The organism is Campylobacter lari subsp. concheus (assembly GCF_008245025.1).
GTDB classification, from domain to species: Bacteria; Campylobacterota; Campylobacteria; order Campylobacterales; family Campylobacteraceae; genus Campylobacter_D; species Campylobacter_D concheus.
Map to the genome: position 1 here is coordinate 888,625 of NZ_CP043426.1, position 18,304 is coordinate 906,928.

The 18,304-nt window shown below is 28.1% G+C and carries 17 protein-coding genes and 1 pseudogene; 9 read left to right on the forward strand and 9 right to left on the reverse strand.

Going from position 1 to position 18,304, the window contains the following annotated elements; genetic code table 11:
* Window positions 1-6: 6 nt before the first annotated feature.
* Both CLCT_RS04650 and CLCT_RS04655 read right to left on the reverse strand, forming a co-directional pair.
* Window positions 7-753 carry an SDR family NAD(P)-dependent oxidoreductase gene (locus CLCT_RS04650; protein WP_149062408.1) on the reverse strand — a complete coding sequence of 249 codons (747 nt, stop codon included), beginning with the start codon at window positions 751-753 and terminating at the stop codon, window positions 7-9.
* Complete coding sequence (locus CLCT_RS04655; protein ID WP_149062409.1) at window positions 750-1,997, reverse strand: ankyrin repeat domain-containing protein; 1,248 nt, start codon at window positions 1,995-1,997, stop codon at window positions 750-752. Before CLCT_RS04655 ends, CLCT_RS04650 begins: the two co-directional genes overlap by 4 nt.
* Before the next feature lie 110 nt (window positions 1,998-2,107).
* Between CLCT_RS04655 and CLCT_RS04660 the strand changes: the two genes are divergently transcribed.
* Both CLCT_RS04660 and CLCT_RS04665 read left to right on the forward strand, forming a co-directional pair.
* Window positions 2,108-2,560, forward strand: coding sequence for an O-6-alkylguanine-DNA/cysteine-protein-methyltransferase (locus CLCT_RS04660; RefSeq protein ID WP_039668514.1), 453 nt, complete (start codon window positions 2,108-2,110; stop codon window positions 2,558-2,560).
* A 1-nt stretch (window position 2,561) separates the two neighbouring features.
* Window positions 2,562-3,440 (forward strand): EamA family transporter, encoded by an 879-nt coding sequence (locus tag CLCT_RS04665; RefSeq protein WP_149062410.1) that lies wholly within the window; start codon window positions 2,562-2,564, stop codon window positions 3,438-3,440.
* Here the strand turns inward: CLCT_RS04665 and truA are convergent.
* From truA to glmU, 7 genes are read right to left on the reverse strand one after another with little or no spacing between them, the layout of a single operon-like run.
* Entirely contained in the window at window positions 3,394-4,128 is a 735-nt protein-coding gene (truA, locus tag CLCT_RS04670; RefSeq protein ID WP_039668515.1) for a tRNA pseudouridine(38-40) synthase TruA, read from the reverse strand. The genes CLCT_RS04665 and truA overlap by 47 nt on opposite strands.
* Window positions 4,128-5,153: an LptF/LptG family permease gene (locus tag CLCT_RS04675; protein WP_149062411.1), complete on the reverse strand. Its 1,026-nt coding sequence runs from the start codon at window positions 5,151-5,153 to the stop codon at window positions 4,128-4,130. Before CLCT_RS04675 ends, truA begins: the two co-directional genes overlap by 1 nt.
* Entirely contained in the window at window positions 5,150-5,902 is a 753-nt protein-coding gene (locus CLCT_RS04680) for a prepilin peptidase (RefSeq protein ID WP_149062412.1), read from the reverse strand. Before CLCT_RS04680 ends, CLCT_RS04675 begins: the two co-directional genes overlap by 4 nt.
* On the reverse strand, window positions 5,899-6,567 hold the full coding sequence (uppS, locus tag CLCT_RS04685) for a polyprenyl diphosphate synthase (protein WP_149062413.1): 669 nt from the start codon (window positions 6,565-6,567) through the stop codon (window positions 5,899-5,901). The genes CLCT_RS04680 and uppS overlap by 4 nt, the downstream gene beginning before the upstream one ends.
* Before the next feature lies 1 nt (window position 6,568).
* On the reverse strand, window positions 6,569-7,189 hold the full coding sequence (locus tag CLCT_RS04690; protein ID WP_170230437.1) for a hypothetical protein: 621 nt from the start codon (window positions 7,187-7,189) through the stop codon (window positions 6,569-6,571).
* Entirely contained in the window at window positions 7,186-8,349 is a 1,164-nt protein-coding gene (coaBC, locus tag CLCT_RS04695; protein WP_149062415.1) for a bifunctional phosphopantothenoylcysteine decarboxylase/phosphopantothenate--cysteine ligase CoaBC, read from the reverse strand. The genes CLCT_RS04690 and coaBC overlap by 4 nt, the downstream gene beginning before the upstream one ends.
* Window positions 8,346-9,638, reverse strand: coding sequence for a bifunctional UDP-N-acetylglucosamine diphosphorylase/glucosamine-1-phosphate N-acetyltransferase GlmU (glmU, locus tag CLCT_RS04700; RefSeq protein ID WP_149062416.1), 1,293 nt, complete (start codon window positions 9,636-9,638; stop codon window positions 8,346-8,348). Before glmU ends, coaBC begins: the two co-directional genes overlap by 4 nt.
* Window positions 9,639-9,797: 159 nt before the next feature.
* Here glmU and CLCT_RS04705 point away from each other — a divergent pair, with 159 nt between their 5' ends.
* The 7 genes and pseudogenes from CLCT_RS04705 to CLCT_RS04735 all read left to right on the forward strand — a co-directional run bounded on the left by CLCT_RS04705 (window position 9,798) and on the right by CLCT_RS04735 (window position 18,304).
* Window positions 9,798-12,152 (forward strand): autotransporter outer membrane beta-barrel domain-containing protein, encoded by a 2,355-nt coding sequence (locus CLCT_RS04705; RefSeq protein WP_149062417.1) that lies wholly within the window; start codon window positions 9,798-9,800, stop codon window positions 12,150-12,152.
* Window positions 12,153-12,292: 140 nt separating this feature from the next.
* A pseudogene (gene fliP / locus CLCT_RS04710) lies at window positions 12,293-13,028 on the forward strand (flagellar type III secretion system pore protein FliP).
* Between the two features lie 9 nt (window positions 13,029-13,037).
* Window positions 13,038-13,949, forward strand: a complete 912-nt coding sequence (locus CLCT_RS04715) for an AEC family transporter (protein ID WP_149062418.1) — start codon at window positions 13,038-13,040, stop codon at window positions 13,947-13,949.
* A gap of 8 nt (window positions 13,950-13,957) precedes the next feature.
* Window positions 13,958-15,706: a chorismate-binding protein gene (locus CLCT_RS04720; RefSeq protein ID WP_149062419.1), complete on the forward strand. Its 1,749-nt coding sequence runs from the start codon at window positions 13,958-13,960 to the stop codon at window positions 15,704-15,706.
* Window positions 15,703-16,266 carry an anthranilate synthase component II gene (locus CLCT_RS04725; RefSeq protein WP_149062420.1) on the forward strand — a complete coding sequence of 188 codons (564 nt, stop codon included), beginning with the start codon at window positions 15,703-15,705 and terminating at the stop codon, window positions 16,264-16,266. The genes CLCT_RS04720 and CLCT_RS04725 overlap by 4 nt, the downstream gene beginning before the upstream one ends.
* A 44-nt stretch (window positions 16,267-16,310) precedes the next feature.
* Window positions 16,311-17,567, forward strand: coding sequence for a TolC family protein (locus CLCT_RS04730; protein ID WP_149062421.1), 1,257 nt, complete (start codon window positions 16,311-16,313; stop codon window positions 17,565-17,567).
* The gene (locus tag CLCT_RS04735; protein ID WP_149062422.1) at window positions 17,564-18,304 is read left to right on the forward strand and encodes an efflux RND transporter periplasmic adaptor subunit; all 741 of its coding nucleotides are present in this window, start codon (window positions 17,564-17,566) and stop codon (window positions 18,302-18,304) included. The genes CLCT_RS04730 and CLCT_RS04735 overlap by 4 nt, the downstream gene beginning before the upstream one ends.

Genomic DNA, 18,304 nt, shown 5'->3' on the forward strand with positions numbered 1-18,304 from the left:
AAGTTTTTATATTTTCTCGCTAAAAGTTCCTGCCCATGTTTGAGTCACAGGCATAAGTTCAATTTCGTTAATATTAATATGCTCAGGCAAGCTAATAATAAAAGTAATAATTTTTGCTATATCTTCAGCTTTAATATATTTAGTATTTTCATAAACCTCATCAGCTTTTTTAATATTACCTTTAAATCTCACTTTACTAAATTCAGTTTTACAAAGCCCTGGAGCGATATTAGTTACCTTTATATTACTTCCACGCAAATCCGTTCTTAAAGCTTTAGAAAATTGTGCCACAAAAGCCTTAGTTCCACAATAAACATTACCTCCATAATAAGGCACATTTGCCGCAATTGAACCAAGATTAATCACATGAGCATTTTTTACCTTTCTAAGTAAAGGTAAAGTAGCTCTTGCTATGTATAAAAAGCCTTTAATATTAGTGTCTACCATGGCCTCTATATCTTCAATATCCAAAGAATCAAACTCATTTAAACCCAAAGCAAGACCTGCATTATTAACAAGTAAAGAAATATTTTGTAAATCTTGAGGCAAATTTTCAATTGCTGTAAAAACCGCTTGTTTATCCCTAACATCAAGTATAATAGGATAAATTTTATCCCCATAAAGCTCTTGTAGTTTTTCCAATCTTTCTTTGCGTCTTGCTATGGCTATAACCTTATAACCAAGCTCTATCAAAGCTTTTAAACTTTCTAATCCAAAGCCTGAACTTACCCCTGTTATTAAAGCAATTTTCATGGTTGTGCCTCTTCATACAACATCAAATTTTTATTTTCTTTTAAACCAAGTTTTTTTAAAAATTTAATATTTTCTTCTTTTTTTGCAATAATGGCAAAATCAAGAGCATTAAATCCTAAATCATCTATTTCTTTATAATTAGCTTTATAATCTATAAGTAGCTTAAGCATTTTTACATCAGCATAATTTGCCCCATGCATAAAGATATTTTTAGAAGTATGCTCAAGCGCACATAAGGTGATAAAGTATGGTGTATTGCTTCCCATACTGGCAATAGAAAGTTTTTCATTATCGTTAATGTATTTTTGATTTACATTTGCACCATTTTCAAGCAAAAGCTTGGCAACTTTATAGTTGTTATATTCAACAGCATAAAACAAAGGTGTTTTCCCAAAAGAATTTTTATAATCAATCACCGCTTCATTTTCAAGTAAAAGCTTGACATTTTCTGCATTATCCAGTGCAAAAAATAAAGCAGACTCATAACCTTCATTTATTTTTACACCTAATTTTATAAATTCTCCTATAATCTCATTTTCTCTATTATTTAACAAGGCTGATTTAAAACCATTGTTTAATTCTAAATTGCTAATTTTTTTAGTATAAATATACTCTTTAATCTGCTCTAAAGAATTATTTTTATTAGCTACAAATTTTTCAAAATCTGAAATATCTTTAAAAATTTTAGTCTCACCAACCGCCCAATTTAAAAATTCATTCAAAGCATTACTAGCAAAATAAATTGCACTTGCTTTATCTAAATTAAATTCCTTTTGAAAATATCTTGTTAAAGGATTAATCGCATTATTGTATTCTTTCCAAAATTCCTTAAAAAGTTTAAAATTTCCAATGCTTTGATAAGCCCAAAATCTAAAATACGCTTTTAATTTTGCAAATTTTTCTTCAAGTATTATAGGATCTTGTAAAGTCTTTTGATAGCCCTGCGGATCAAGTGCAATTTCTAATAATTTAAAATCAAATTTTCTCAAATCACTAAAATATTCTCCGCCCATACAAGCGCTATTACTTCCTCTAATTTCATTAGCAAGTTCATATAATCTTTTTGTGATTTGATGGTTTTTTAAAGAAAAAGCGCAATTTAAATCCACTTGTGCAAAATCTTGTGTATTTTTTGGCTCAAATTCTTTGAAAAAATCAACCTTATTTTCCTTAACATACTCACAACTATAATCCAAAGCTAAAGCATTTAAACTTATAATCAAACTAAATAATAAAATCTTCAAATATTTTCCTTGAATATAAATTAAATTACTATTTTAACTAAATTTTTGCTTTAATAACAATTAATTAATTTAAAATTCATACAATGCCTGCTTTTAAAATAAGGAAAAATATGTATCAAAGTTTTTATAAAGCTAGTTTTGCTTATATTCTTTTACAAAGTGATAAAGATAAGCTTATTAATGTTGATTTTACTATATACAAGCCTGATTTTACCAAAGACAAACACCCTGTTTTAGAACAAGCTTTAGAAGAACTAGACCTTTATTTTAACAAAAAGCTTTTTACTTTTAACACTCCCCTAGCTCTTCAGGGAAGCGAATTTGAACAAAAGGTATATAAAACTTTAGTAAAAATTCCTTATGGACAAACTAAAACCTATCAAGAAATTGCTTCTTTTATCAATCATCCAAAAGCTTTTAGAGCAGTAGGCAATGCAAATTCTAAAAACAAACTTGCAATTTTTATACCTTGCCATAGAGTGGTAGCTAAAAATCACTTAGGTGGATATAATGGTGGTTTATTTATCAAAGAATCTTTACTTAAATTAGAAGGCGTGCTTTAAAATGCCAAGTTTATTACTAGCAAGTTTTATTTGGGCTTTTTCTTTTTCACTAATTGGGCATTTTATCACCTTAGAAATGGATAGTTTTTTTGCAGCATTTGCAAAAGTTTTTTTGTCTTTATTGGTATTTTTACCTTTTTTAAATTTTAAGCTAAATTTATATTTAAAACTAAAACTCATAAGCATTGGAGCTTTGCAACTTGGTGTAATGAATTTATTTTATTATCATTCTTTTTTATATTTAAGTGTAAGCGAAGTAACGCTTTTTACGATTTTTACGCCTTTTTATGTTGTGCTTTTCTATGGGCTTTTTTCAAAAAATCTTAGATATTTATATTTCATAAGTATTTTTATATGTATTATGGGTGCTTTTGTAGTTAAATTTGATAATATTAACTCTAATTTTTTATATGGCTTTTTACTTATTCAAGGGGCTAATTTAGTATTTGGAGCTGGACAAAGTTTTTATAAAATTTTATTAGAAAAAAATACAAACTTAAGCCAAAAAGAAGCCTTTAGTTATTTTTATTTAGGCGCAACCAGTATAACCTTGCCTACTTTTTTATTTTTTGGAGATTATAGTAATTTACCATCCAATTTAAGCTCTTGGATAGCTTTGATTTATCTTGGTACTATTGCTTCAGGGATTGGATATTTTTTATGGAATAAAGGATCTACTGAAGTAGATAGTGGGGTTTTAGCCTTGATGAATAATACCGTTATACCTATAAGTATTTTTATCAACATGAGTATTTTTGGAGTAGATGTAGAGCCATTACCTTTTTGCATAGGCACTTTAATCATTCTTTTTTCATTTTTTATACATAAAAAAATCATGCATCATTACAATAGGAAATCTTACTCAAATACAAACCACTAGCAGGAGCTAAAAATCTACAATGAGCTTTTTTAGCATTGATTTGCTCTAAAAGCTCATTTTGGCACATTTTTCCTTCTAATACTTTTAAAATACTTGCCATCATCATTCTAATTTGCGATCTTAAAAAACCATTTGCTTCAAAATAAAACACAGTGTAATTTTTATAAGCATAAACTCTAGTTTTATACATTTTTCTTATGCTTGTTTTATTATCAGAGCCTTCTTTTTGAAAGAGTTTAAAGTCATGCTCTCCTTCAAATAAAAATGCAATTTCCTTGGCTAATTTAATATTTATTTTTGGATAAAAATGCACATAAGAGGCTAAAAAAGGATTATATTTTTCATGACTTATAATATAACGATATGCTCTTTTTTGCACATTAAAACGCACTTGAAAATTTTCTTGCACTCTTTGGATATGCTTTATATGTATAAATGGGTGTGCAAAATAATTGATTTTATTTTTTAAATATACAAAATCTTTAAAATACTCTCCCGCTTTTACACAAGCGACTGCATTAAATGCATGCACACCTTTATCAGTTCTTGAAGCAAATAAAGGCTTTTCATAAATACCCAAATGCGACAAGGCCTGCGCTAAGGTATCTTGGACACTAAGTTTATGTGGCTGAGTGGCTGAACCTTGAAATTTAGAACCATCATAAGAAAAAGTTAATTTTAAAAGCATTAATACTTACTTGCAATTTTTGCTTTAAAATAAAACAAAGAAGCAATTAAAAAGCTTGAAAAAATCACGGCAATAGCTACAAAGGGAGGATTATAAAAACTAATCAAAAGCGTAAAATAAGCAAAAATAATCACAAAAATTCCAAAATAAGCAAAACCTTTTTCATAACGATAAGTTACTATACCAAAAGAGAGTGCAAAAAGCACACTAGCTAAAGGAAATAAAGCTATAAGAATATAAATAACAAATTCTTTTGCTTTTTCTTTATTGCTTGTCACATCAGACCAATACCCATAAAAACTTTGAGTATTTAATTCTTTAGAAGAAAGTTTGCTTTTAATTAATAAATTTTTAAAGCTAGAAATATGCCAATCTTCTTCTTTAATCTCATAAGCCTTTCCCTCATCTAGCTTAAAAGTAATAACCCCATCATTTGTTTCTAACTTTCCTTCTTTGGCTAAAATCACTTGTTCTTTGTCTTGTGGATTTTTCTTTGGATGATACATTATGATATTTTTATAAGTTTCATCAGAATTTTTAGCATCAATAAAAACAAGCCATTCTCCATATCTTTGTCCAAATTCCCCTGTTTTTATGCTTACTTTAGCACTAATTTTTTTATAATCTACAAAACTATCAAAAAGTTCAAAAGATATAGGTATAAAAACCAAAACCACCACAAGCATAAAAGCACTTACTAAAGCTGCAATTTTTGCAAAAAAACTTGCTATCATGCTTGGAGCTACACTCAAAGCAAACAACACCGTGCTTTCATTTTCCCTAGAAAGCCTATAAAATGCCAAAGTCAAAGCTATGAAAAAAGATATAGGTAAAGTAAAAATCAATATCTTTGGTAAAAGAAAAATATATAATTTGATTAATTCAAAAAAAGTAATTTCAATATAAGCAGTAATTTTAGCAAGTTGTATAAAAAATATAATCGAAACAATAATAAATAAAGTAAAAAACAAAGACAACATTGTGCTTAAAAACTGATTAAGCAAATACTTATAAACTAGTTTCATAATATACTTTCTATAGTTAGATTAATCAAAATTCCACAAAATAAAAAAGGAATCATAGGCATTTGATAATCTTTCTTGGCTATTTTTATAAACATCAAAAGACTTAAAAAACTTGCAATAAATAAAATCAAAAAGCCTTTTTCATAACCAAAAATTCCAAAAATCAAAGCTATTATTATAACATCACCTTCCCCTAAACTTTCTAAAATTTCATCTCTTTTTTTAAAATTTTTAATAAAATTAATCACACTTTTTAGTATGAAAATTAACCCCGCCCCAAAACACACTCGAAATAAAAAGCTATCTTGAAAATCCTCTAAAATTAAACCATTCTTTTGTAAAAAATCAAAACAAAAAGCTAAAATAAATAAAATCCAAAGCCAAAGCTCACTCACCGATTTTAGATAAAAATCCATCCAAGAAAGCGCTAATAATACAGCTAGCATACAGGCAAAAATTAAAATTTGAAAAACATCTTCAATTAGATAAAAAGCAAAGACAAACAAACACGCACAAATAAATTCATTAAAAGGATAAATCAAAGAAATTCTTTCTTTACAAAAGGCACATTTGCCTTTTAAAAATACAAAAGATAGCAAAGGAAAAAGATGATAAAATTTCAAAGTTTTAAAACACTTAGGACATTTTGATCTTGGACTTATTATGCTTTCTTTATTAATCGTTCTTAAAATCAAAACATTGATAAAAGAACCCACACAAAGTCCTAGTAATAAAAAGAAAAATATCATTTACCAAAGGTTCTTTTGCGTTTTTTAAACTCAGTAATGATATTTGCGATTTCTTTTTTAGTAAGTGCAGGAAATAAGGTTTGACTAAAATAAATTTCTGCATAACTTGACTGCCATAACAAAAAATTTGAAATTCTTTTAGCACTCCCTACCCTTAAAAACAAATCCACATCCTCACTTAAGTCAAGATTTGCTTGTATATTTGCTTCATTAATTTCAAGATTTTTTTCAACCACCTTTTTAACCGCTCTAACTATTTCATCCTTGCCTCCGTAAGAAATAGCTAAATTTACACATAATTTTGTGTAATTTTTAGTTTGTTCTTGAAAATTTTGTATTTTTTTTAAGGTTAACTCATCTAAAAGATTTAAATTTCCTATAGCTTTAAAACGCACTTCATTGGCTACAAATTTATTTAAAGACTCATCAAGATATTTATTTAATAGCTTGAAAAGAAACTCCACTTCTTCTTTTGGTCTTCGCCAATTTTCTGTACTAAAAGCATAAAGGGTTAAATTTTGAATTTTTTCATCTATACATACTTCTATGATTTTTTCAACAACTTTAGCACCTTGACTATAGCCAATTTTTTCTAAAAGTCCATTTTTTCTAGCCCATCTTCTATTGCCATCCATTACCACAGCAAGATGTTTTAATTCATTCATTCTATCCCTTTATATCCATCAATCTTTTAAAAACAAACATAGGATTAAGCGTATTAACTACTTCAAATTTAAAATACTCATTTAAAAAATGCGCTACTTTGACAAAAGGTGTTTGTATGCGTGTGATTTTACCATTATCAATTATAATTTTTAAAGCACCAAAAATTTCAAAATACAAATACACTTCTAAAATATTTCCATTTTTCTTAGCTTCAAACAAAGCCCTATTTCCCTCATAAACAAAAGGTATATGATAAATTCCTTCAAAAAATGCAAAAAACATTTCCTTATAAATTTCAAACTCATACGCACTTTTACTTTCCATAAGCCTTTGGATAATGAATTTTTTATACCAAGCTTTTTCATCACCTTCTTGTAAAAGCTTTTCTATGAGTTCAGCTCCCTCTTCAAAAAGTCTAATTTTAGGCTTTTTCAAAAGATTTTTAAAAGAAATTACACCTTTGTCTTCATAAACTTCGGCTAAATATTCCTCCCCTACTTCAAGCTCTATCATACTTTTTGTTTCAAGCTTTTTAGTATTTAAAAGCAATACATAGCGATTGTATGCGCGTTTTTCTAAAATTTGCATTCTTACAGGTAAGGTTGAGTTGATGATATTCACCAAAGTTTCCTTAATTCTTGTGCTAAAATAAAGCCAAGTTTTTCTTTACTTTGTTTAAAACTTTGAGAGATACTATCTTTAGTGATAAAACAAATGCTATTTTCATCGCCTCCAAAGTTCATTTGTCCATTTAAGACATTTAAACACACCATATCTAAATTTTTACTAACTAAAGATTTTTTAGCATTTTCTAGTGCATTTTGCGCGTCAAATTCCATCTTAAAACCTATTTTTTTACCTTTAAAATCTAAATTTTTTAAGATATCCTCATTAAGCTTTAATTTTAAATCAAGTCCGTTTAAATACTCATCTTTTTTAATCTTACCCTTATAAGCCTCAAGAATAAAATCACTCACAGCAGCAGCCATAATTAAAGCATCAAAATCTTTATATTTTTGCAATTTTTCTTTTAATTCTAAAGAAGATTCAAATTTTTCTAATTTATAAGGTGTTTTAAACTCTACTGAGCTAACTAACACCACCTTAGCACCTAAAAAAAACAAAGCATCAGCAATTGCCTTTGCCATTTTTCCACTTGAAAAATTACTAATACATCTTACATCATCAATTTTTTCTTTAGTTCCACCACCGCTTATAACAAAACTTTTATCTTTAAAAAAATCTTCTTGCATTAAGCTTCTTTTTAAAGTATTTATAATGCTATCAAGCTCAGCCAAAGCTCCCAAACCCTCATCTTTACAAGCTAGGGTTTTAACTATAGGATCAATGATAATATAGCCTTGCTCTTTTAAATTTTTTAAAGAATTTTGAGTGCTAAAATGTAAATACATGTTTGTATTTGCAGCGGGTGCAATTAAAAATGGTTTATTTTTATCTACTGCTATTAAAGTTTGAATAAATAAATTATCTGCTATACCATAGTTTAGTTTATTGATAGAATTTATACTAGCAGGCGCAAAAAGTACACAATCGCAAGTCTTGCTGAAGGCTATATGATTATTAGTATTTTGCCAACTTTCATTATCTTCACATAAAATTTCATCCGCTAAAGCTTCAAAGCTAAGCTTAGTGCCAAATTTCAAAACTCCCAAGCTTAACAAAACTTTAACCCTAAAACCTTCTTTTTTTAATAAAGAAATAAGCTCATAAGCTTTATAAAAGGCTATACTTCCACTTACTGCTAGTAAGATTGTTTTCATTTTTTACCCAGTTTTTTATAGTAAAAATCTTCTATGATTTGCACTTTTGCTCTATTGATATGTAAAGAACCTTTTTCTACGTCTTTACATACGGTACTTCCTGCTGCGATGATTACCTCATCTTTTATCTCAACCGGAGCAATAAATTGCGTATCTGAACCAACAAAAACATTTTTACCTATTTTGGTTTTATGTTTTTTAACCCCATCATAATTACAAGTGATAGTACCACAACCGATATTAGTTCCCTCATCTATCTCACAATCCCCCAAATAACTCAAATGCCCTGCTTTAACTCCATTTAATAATGCATTTTTACATTCTACGAAATTTCCTATATGGGTATTTTTAAGCTGACATTTTGGACGCAAATGTGCTAAAGGTCCTACATCGCTATTTTCTACTATACTATCTTCAATCACACTTGAACTTTTAATAATAGAATTAATGATTTTTGATTTTCCCTCTATACGCACATTTTCATACACTTCACACTCGCCTACAAACTCAACCTCATCTGAAATAAAAGTCGTTGCAGGCATGTGAAAAATCACTCCTTGCTTCATCCATTCTTTTTTAATTGCTTCTTGCATAAGATCTTGAGCTAAGCAAAGCTCTATTTTATCATTTACCCCCATAAAATCTTGCTCATTTACAAACACCGCATCGATTTCATAACCCTTTTCTTTTGCCAAATAAACTGCATCGGTTAAATAATATTCTTTGGCTTTATTATCATTTTTTATCAAAGGTAATACCTCTTTTAAAATTTGTGCTTTTATAGCATAAACACCACTATTGCAAATGTTTATAGCAAGTTCTTCTTTGTTTGCATCTTTTGTTTCTACTATTTTTTGAATTTTATTTTCTTTTAATACTATTCTTCCATAGCTTTTTGGATCTTTTGCCTCAAAAACCGCCACATTAAAATCACTTTCATTTAAAGCTATTTTTTCTAAATCCTCTGCCTTAATTAAAGGCATATCACCACATAAAATCAATACTTTTTCATGCTTACCTTCATAACCCCTTAAAGCTCCTGCAGTACCTGGAAAATTTTGCAAATCTTGCTCTAAAAAGCGTGTATTTGGAAAATGCTCTAAAACAACTTGTTCAACCTTTTCTTTTTGATGAGAAAGCACCACACATACATCATCACTAATTTTATATGCTTGTTTTAAAATATGTAAAATCATTGCTTTTGAGCAAATTTTTTGAAGTACTTTTGGATTTTGCGATTTCATACGCGTACCAAGTCCAGCAGCTAAAATAAGCACAGAAATTTTCATGAAACACCTTTATAAAAAATTATTGCTTATTTTAACAAGCTAAAGTAAAAAATTCTTACTGATTATTGCTTATTTTTGTAGATTCTCATTTACTTTAAACTTAAATTTATGGGGGGGGTATAATGCTTTTTTTCAATTTAAAATTAAAGGAGTAATCAAATGAAACTTTCTTATCATACAAGTAAAGTTTTAATGGGAGTTAGCATTAGTGCTTTATTAAGTAGTGCCACCTTAGCACAAGAAATAAATCATGGAAATTTTTCTGATTTTTTTAATTATAAAGATGGAATTTGGAGTTTAGATTCTAAAGAAAATATAGAATTAAAAATAAGTCCGAGTATGCTCCAACTATATCCTATCCAAGAAGGTATAAATGGGGCTGGAAAGACAATAAAAGAAATTAATATCAAAACAAGTGATATTTTAGCCATAGGATCTGATTCAGATTGGGTGGATCTAGGTGAAACTTCAACTAATGAAGCACGATATGATTTATATAGTGTTAATTTAGAAGCAAAAGAAGTTATTTTAAATAAAGATCAAACTTCTTTAAAAGCAAATAAGGCTTTCAATATAAAAGGAAATCTTACACTTAATGGTAGCTCGCCTATAACAAATGATAATATAAGCAACGAAGAACTTGATAGACCTAGTCTAGATGTATGGAATGGATATGGCGAAAAAGATGGCTATATGAACATACAAGGAAATTTAAATATAAATAATTCTTTTATCGGTATACATGATGCAAATAAAAAAGGTGGCTTAATCTCTGTAGATGGAGATGTAAATATAAAAGATTCAGCTATAGGCATAAGCACAAATAGTGTTTCAAATTTAGGTATAAAAAACTATGTAGCTATAAAAACAACAGGTAGTTTTAACCAAGATATAGATAAAAACATAATAACAGCACTATATACTAAAGATATAACGAGCATGCTTGAAACAAGCAATTTACTACCAAAAAATATATTTTTTGAAGATACTGATTTGGCTCAATTTACAGATTATAAACTTAGTGTTTCTAATGATGGTAAAAGTCTTTTAATTAGCGGTGGTGCTAATGAAAATGTAAGAGATTTATCAATGATATTAAAATCTGAAATTGATATTAGAAAAGAAGCTTTAGATAGCTTTAATAATATAAAAGAAGATATTAAAAGAAATGAAAATTTAGAAAATTCTGGATTTGGAACCTACCAAAAACCAGGATATATTGGCGATGATGCTATGCTTGAAGCCATAGCACAGGCAGAAAAAGAACTGCAAGAACAAATTAAAAAATTAGAACAACAAATCCAAGATATACAAGATAATGGTGGAAAATTTGATGGTGGTGATTTAGTTGAAAACATGAAAGATGTTAGCTTAGAAAATAAAAATTTAGCTGTAAATATGATAAATAGTATTTTAGATTCTAAACTTAGCAATGATGCTATCGCAGCACTCACTCTAGATACCACAGGAAAAAATCTAAACACACTTACCACAAATACAAAAGCAAGTGCAAAAGCTATAGTAAATAATGCTCAAAATTCTTCTGTTAATTCATCTATAGGTGTAGCAAATGACCTAGCCATTGGAACAAGAATAGCAAAACTTTCAAATCCTTATCAAGATAAAGCTTTAGTAGAAAAATTTGCTACAACCCATATAGCAGCACTAGCAAGTGATGTTTATAATTATTATGGAAATTCTTCATTTAATAATAGCTTTTGGGGTAATGTTTTTGGTGGTGCAAATATCATAGATGGAGATAGTGGCGCTTTATATGGATTTACACTAGGTGCTGATAGAAAAATCAATGATAATGCTTTGCTTGGTTTTTACTTTACTTATGCTGATTCAACTATTAAAGATGGTGTTATGGAACAAAAATCAGATAACTATCAATTTGGTATTTATTCTTTAATTAATCCAAACGATCAATGGGAAATCAATCTAAGAGCTTACGGGCAAATTTCTCCAACAGATCAAAGCGTAATGATGTTAAGTGATTTTAGTAATGCTAATTTTGATAGCAAATTCTTTGGTTTAAGCGCTAATGCCGGTAGAATTTTTAATCCAAATTCATCATCATTATTCATCAAGCCTTTTGCTGGTATAAATTACTACTATGCACACACTCCAAGTTATAAAGAAAGCAGTATGTTTGCAAAAGATGTTCAAAGTATGACAAATAATTCCATATCTTTAGAACTTGGTGCTGAATTTAGAAAATATATGAGCGAAGCATCATATTTATTTATCACTCCAAAAATAGAACAATATGTAATGAATGATGGAGATGATTTTGTAGCTGGATTTATTGGCTCAGGTTCTAATTTTATCATCAAAGGTAATGATAAGAAAAAAACTTATGGACAAATCATTATAGGTGGTAATGTTGATATTAGTGAGCAATTTAGCTTAAATGCAGGTATTGGAGCTAAACAAATACTAGCTGGTAAAACAGATGGTAAAAATGAAACTTATGTAAGCGGACAAGTAGGTTTTAAATACAAATTCTAAAAAATATTTTTAAAAAATTCCTAAATGCTAGAGTTTTTCACTCTAGCATTTTAAAATAGCAATTAATCCTACAAATTATATTATATTTTTAAGAGTAAAATTGCTAAAATAATGCTTTTAATTTTAATCAAGGAAATATTTTGAGGGTTTTACTAGCTTTATTTTTATCAAGCTTGGCTCTTTTAGGCGCTGAAGCAACCATACCAACTGTAAATTTAAGCCTTAGTGCTCCAAATAGTCCACAACAACTCGTAACAACCCTAAATATAGTCATAGTTCTAACCATACTAGCTCTTGCACCTACTATTGTTTTTGTAATGACTTCATTCTTAAGACTTGTAGTAGTATTTTCTTTTTTAAGAACAGCTCTTGGCACTCAAACTATGCCACCAAATACTATTTTGGTTACTTTAGCTTTGATTTTAACTTTTTTCATTATGGAACCTGTAGCTACAAAATCATACAATGAAGGTATAAAACCCTACATTGCCGAACAAATAGGCTATGAAGAAGCTTTTACTAAAGGTGTTAAGCCTTTTAAAGATTTTATGCTAAAAAACACTAGAGAAAAAGACTTAGCGCTTTTTTATAGGATTAGAAATTTAGAAAATCCAAAAACCATAGATGATGTGCCTTTTAACAGTTTTAGTGCCAGCCTTTATGATAAGTGAGCTTAAAACTGCTTTTGAAATAGGCTTTTTACTTTTCTTGCCATTTTTGGTTATTGATATGGTAGTAAGCTCGGTATTAATGGCTATGGGTATGATGATGCTACCTCCTGTTATGATTTCTATGCCTTTTAAACTTTTGATATTTGTACTTGTAGATGGATGGAATTTACTCATACAAAATTTAGTCAAAAGCTTTTTAACTTAGTAGAATAAAATGTATATTTTTTCTTCTTTGTTTAGTATATTTTGTTTGCTTTTTGGCGGATACTTTGCTAAAAAAATCAAAATTTTAAGACAAAAACAAGCACGTGCTTTTTTAGATTTTGCCATTATTTTTGCCTTGCCTTGCTTGATTTTTGAGCGTGCTTATCATTTAAATTTTGATTTTTCTTTAATTGTTATTATATTGCTTGGGTTGGGTTGTACTATTTTTTCAGCATTATGTTGTGTATTTTTAGCTCTTTGCTTTAAATTTAGCAAAAGTACTCTTGTAAGTATTTTTTTACTTTCTAGCTTTGGAAATACTTTATTTGTAGGTATACCTATTATTAGTGGAATTTATCAAGATCCTCATTTTTTGAGCGAAATCATCCTTTATGATGCACTTGCTACTTCTTTGCCTGTAGCTTTACTTGCTCCCTTTATCATATCTTTAGCTAGTGAGCAAAGGGTAAGCTTTTTACAAAATCTTAAAAAAGTTTTTACTTTTCCACCTTTTGTTGCTTTGATTTTAGGACTTTGTTTTAAACTTACCACGCTTCCGGATTTTATCTTTGAACCTTTGCGTATGCTTGGAGCTAGTGCTACACCTATAGCACTTTTTGCCATAGGTTTAAATTTAGGTTTTTTAAGTATAAAAACTTCTTACAAAGCAACTATAATAGTTATTTTTGGTAAAATGATACTCACACCTTTAATATTTTTAATATTTTTAAAGCTTTTAAATTTCAAATTAAATCCTAGCTTGGTCATCGCCTTACTTGAATCAGCTATGCCCACTATGACAATGGTTGCAGCTATGATTATGAAAGCAAAGCTTGATACAAATTTAGCAGTTAGTTCTGTAGCCTTTGGTATAGTTTTTGCCTTTATTTCTTTACCTATTTGGGTATATTTTTTAAACTAAGGATATAAATGGCATTTGCTATCTTTGGAAAATATCTTTATGATGATCTTTCCTTTACTCTTAAAGCCCACACTCAAAAAGAAAGTAAAAAAGCTTTTAAAATCATAGAAAAATATAAAAATCAATGTTATTTTTTAGGTTATATCCAATATGAATTTTATAAATATCTAGAAGATAAAAACTATAAAAGCAAAGAACCTTTTTTGTATTTTTTTGCTTTCAAAACAAGAAAAATCTTTACAAATGAAGAAAAAAATTTAGACTTTTATCCAAGTTTTTCATCTAATTTAAATCAAGAAAAGTATTATGAAAATTTTGACAAAGTTAAAGATGCTATAGCTAAAGGCCAAAGTTACCAAATCAATCTTACTCAAGAATTACATTTACAATCAAATCTTAGTTTATATGAGAGTTTTTTAAGCCTTTATCCCAAGCAAAATACCCCTTATAAAGCTTATATGAAAAATGAATTTTTAGAACTAGCTTCATTTTCACCTGAGCTTTTTTTTAAAATCAAAAATAAAAAAATCATCACAAAACCTATGAAAGGTACAATCAAACGCTCAAATAATCCAAAAGAAGATGAAAATCTAAAAAACTTTTTAAAATACGATGAAAAAACCATTAGTGAAAATGTAATGATAGTTGATTTATTGCGCAATGATATTTCAAAACTCATCAAAAAGCATTCTTTAAAATGCGAACTTTTTAAGGTTAAAACCTATCCTACTTTACACCAACTCATTTCAAAAATAAGCGGAAAATTAAAGCAAAAAAATGATTATTTTAAAATTTTCAAAGCCCTTTTTCCATGTGGATCTATCACAGGTGCACCCAAAATAGAAACCATTAAACTCATAGAAATTTTAGAGCAAAGAAAACGTGGAATTTATTGTGGAGCGATAGGTTTAATCCATAAAAACAAAGCAAAATTTAGCGTAGCCATACGCACTTTAGAGAAAAAAAATGATGATGATTTTTTAAGATATGGCGTGGGAAGTGGACTTGTGTGGGACTCGCAAAAGCAAGATGAATTTGAAGAATTAAAACTAAAAAGCAAAATTTTAGAACCTAACTTTTACTTGTTTGAAACGATGTATTATAAAAATCATTCTATCTTATTCTTCAAGGAACATTTGCAAAGGATTTTAAACTCAGCTAAATTTTTTGACTTTGATACTCAAAGATTAATACATGATTTTAAAAATATACTAGATAGCAAAGATAAAAAATTCCATTTTAAATCTTTACAAAATTTTAATAATTTTGTTTTCAATCATCATCATTTTTTTACAAAAAGTAATTTTACTCAAAAATGTTCAAAAGCTATTAAATTAAAACTTTTTAAAAACGGCCTTTATAAGTTTGATTTTAGCAATATACAAGAAAATTCAAGCAAAAAGCTACTCATAAGTAAAGACATTGTAAAAGTAAATCTTTTAACACACCATAAAACTTCTCTGCGTAGTTTATATGAAGCAAATTCTCATCTATGGAAAGAAAATATTTGCTATGATATAGTTTTTTTTGATGAGCAAGACATGCTTTGTGAGGGTTCAAGAACTAATATTATCATAAATTTAAACAACGAATATTTTACCCCTTATGCTAAAAACTGCCTCAATGGAATTTATAGACAAGCACTCTTAAAACACAAACTCATTAGGGAAAAAGATATTACTAAAGATGATCTTTTAAATGCTAAAGAAATTTATGCTACTAATTCTTTAAGAGGCTTAAAAAGGGTGTTTTTGTGAGAGTTTTGATTATAGATAATTATGATTCTTTTACCTACACCATAGCCTTTTATTTAAAAGAATTAAATATTACTTATAAAATCATCAAAAACGATAAATTTAAAAATCCAAAAAAGCTTAGAAAATATGATTTTACCCATCTTTTAATCTCCCCTGGACCAAATTCTCCAAAAGAATCAAAGTTAAGCCTAAAAGCTATAAAATATTTTAAAAAAGATAAAAAAATATTTGGAATTTGTCTAGGACACCAATGTATAGCGCATATTTTTGGTGGTAAAATTTCTAAACTTCCAAACCCAACTCATGGTAAGGTAAAAACTATAAATTTTAAACCAAACCCTCTTTTTAAAAATCTTAAGCAAAATTTTAAAATTTGTTTATATCACTCTCTTTATGTTAATCATATAGGTAAAAAATGTGAAATTTTAGCCCATAGTGAAGATAATATCATCATGGCTTTAAAACATAAAAAATACGACATTTATGGAATCCAGTTTCACCCTGAAGCTATACTAAGTCAAAATGGCAAAAAGCTACTTAAAAATTTTCTTGCTTTATAATTACTTTAAGTTATATTTTCTATAATAAAACAAAAAGTTTAAAAATGAAAATTTTATATTTGCTTTTCTTGCCTTTATTTTTACCAGCTAACAATCTTAAAGAATTGATAGATTTAAGTTTAAACAATGAAAATTATTTACAAAAGCAACTCCAATTTTCAAAAAGTATCTTAGAACAAGAAAGCGTACAAAATGCTTATTTTCCAAGTTTACATTTAGGGGTTTCTTATCTTGGCTCAAACAAAGATCGCTTTATCATAGAACCTCAAGAAAGTTTAATGAGTACTCTTTCGCTTAAATTTTTACTTTTTGACGGAGGCAATAGAGAAGCAAAAATCGCTAGTATGCAAAGTCTAAAACAACTTGCTCATCTTGAAAAAGAAAACATGGCAAATTATATGGCGCTTAGCGCTAGTGTTTTGTATTTTAATTATCTTAGTTTAGAAAGCATTATAGCAAGTGATAAACAAAAAGAAATCGCTCTACAAAATCAACTCAAGCGCTTAGAAAATTTTTACCAAGCTGGACTTGCTAGTCAAAGTGAGCTTGAGAGCATAAGAGCAAAATTTGAGTTAAGCTCTTATGAATTAGCTCAAAATGAATTAAAACTATATGAATTAAAAAACGAAATTTATAATCTTAGCAAAACGCATTTTACGCCTTCTTTTCAAAATATTTTACAAGAACCAAGTGTAGAAAAAAACAAAAACTATGAAATAGCCCTTATGCAAGAAAAATTAAATTTAGAAAATTTAAAAATAGACTCTGCTAGAGCTGAGTTGTTTCCAAAAATATTTTTACAAAATAGTTTTAGTTTTTATGATATGAACTATAATCCTAAATTACCACATGAGCTAAAATCAACAAGCGAAAGCTTTTTAAAAGAACATGGACAAAGCAATCGTTTTATTTTGGCTTTTGAGTGGAAAATTTTTGATTTTGGTGCTAATCAAAAAGCCCTAGAAGCTCAAAAATATACAAGCAAAATCACTCAATTAGAGCTTGAAAAAACCAAAAGAAAAGTAGATATAGAACTAGATAATCTTTTACAAGAAATTGAAATTTCTAAAGTTAAAATAAAAGCATTAAATGCAAGTTTCAAAGCAGCCAATTTAGCTTTTGAATCCATTGAGAAAAAATACAGTGCAGGACTTTGCTCGTATGTAGAATACCTAAATGCATTAGAATTAAAATACAAAAGTCAAAGTCAGCTCGAACTGGCTAAAAATGAATATGAAATCACAAAAGCAAGGTATTATTTTACAGCTGGAATTGATATAAAAACAAAGGTTTTAGAATGAAACTGGTATTTTTAATTTTATTTTCTTTACTCACTTTAAAAGCTGAAGAAATTTATGCTAGTTTTGATGTGCTCGCACAAAATCAATCAAAATTATCCTTGCAAAGTGCTGGTATAGTTAAAGCAATTTATGTGAATATTAATGATAAGGTAAAAAAAGATCAAGTTTTACTTAAACTTGAAGATTCTAGCGAGCAAATAGCCTTAAAATTAGCACAAAATGAGTATAAACTTGCCACTCTTGCACTAGAACATGCTAAAAGTTCTTTAGAAAAATTTAAAAAGGTGCAAGAAGTTATAGATAAGCAAAGTTACGAAAATGTTTTATTTGAATTTCAAAAAGCACAAAGCTTGCAACAAAAAGCCTTTTTAAATATACAACATTATAAAGACTTAATCGATAAAAAAACTCTAAAAGCACCTTATGATGGGATTATTTCTAACAAATATATCGACATAGGCGATGGAGCTAAAGGAATTTCTCATATTTTATTTGAATTTTTTTCTTATCCAAAAGTAAAATTGCTTTTAAGTTTTGATGAAAAATTTAAAGACAAGGTAAAAATTGATGATATTTTTATTTACAAAATAGACTCAAATGAAAAAGAATATCAAGGTAAAATCACACTTATTTATCCAAGTATAGACATAAAAACACGAAAAATTTATGCAGAAGTTGAAGCCTTAAACTTTACTCCAGGTTCTTTTGGAGAAGGAAAAATCATCACCAAGGATTAA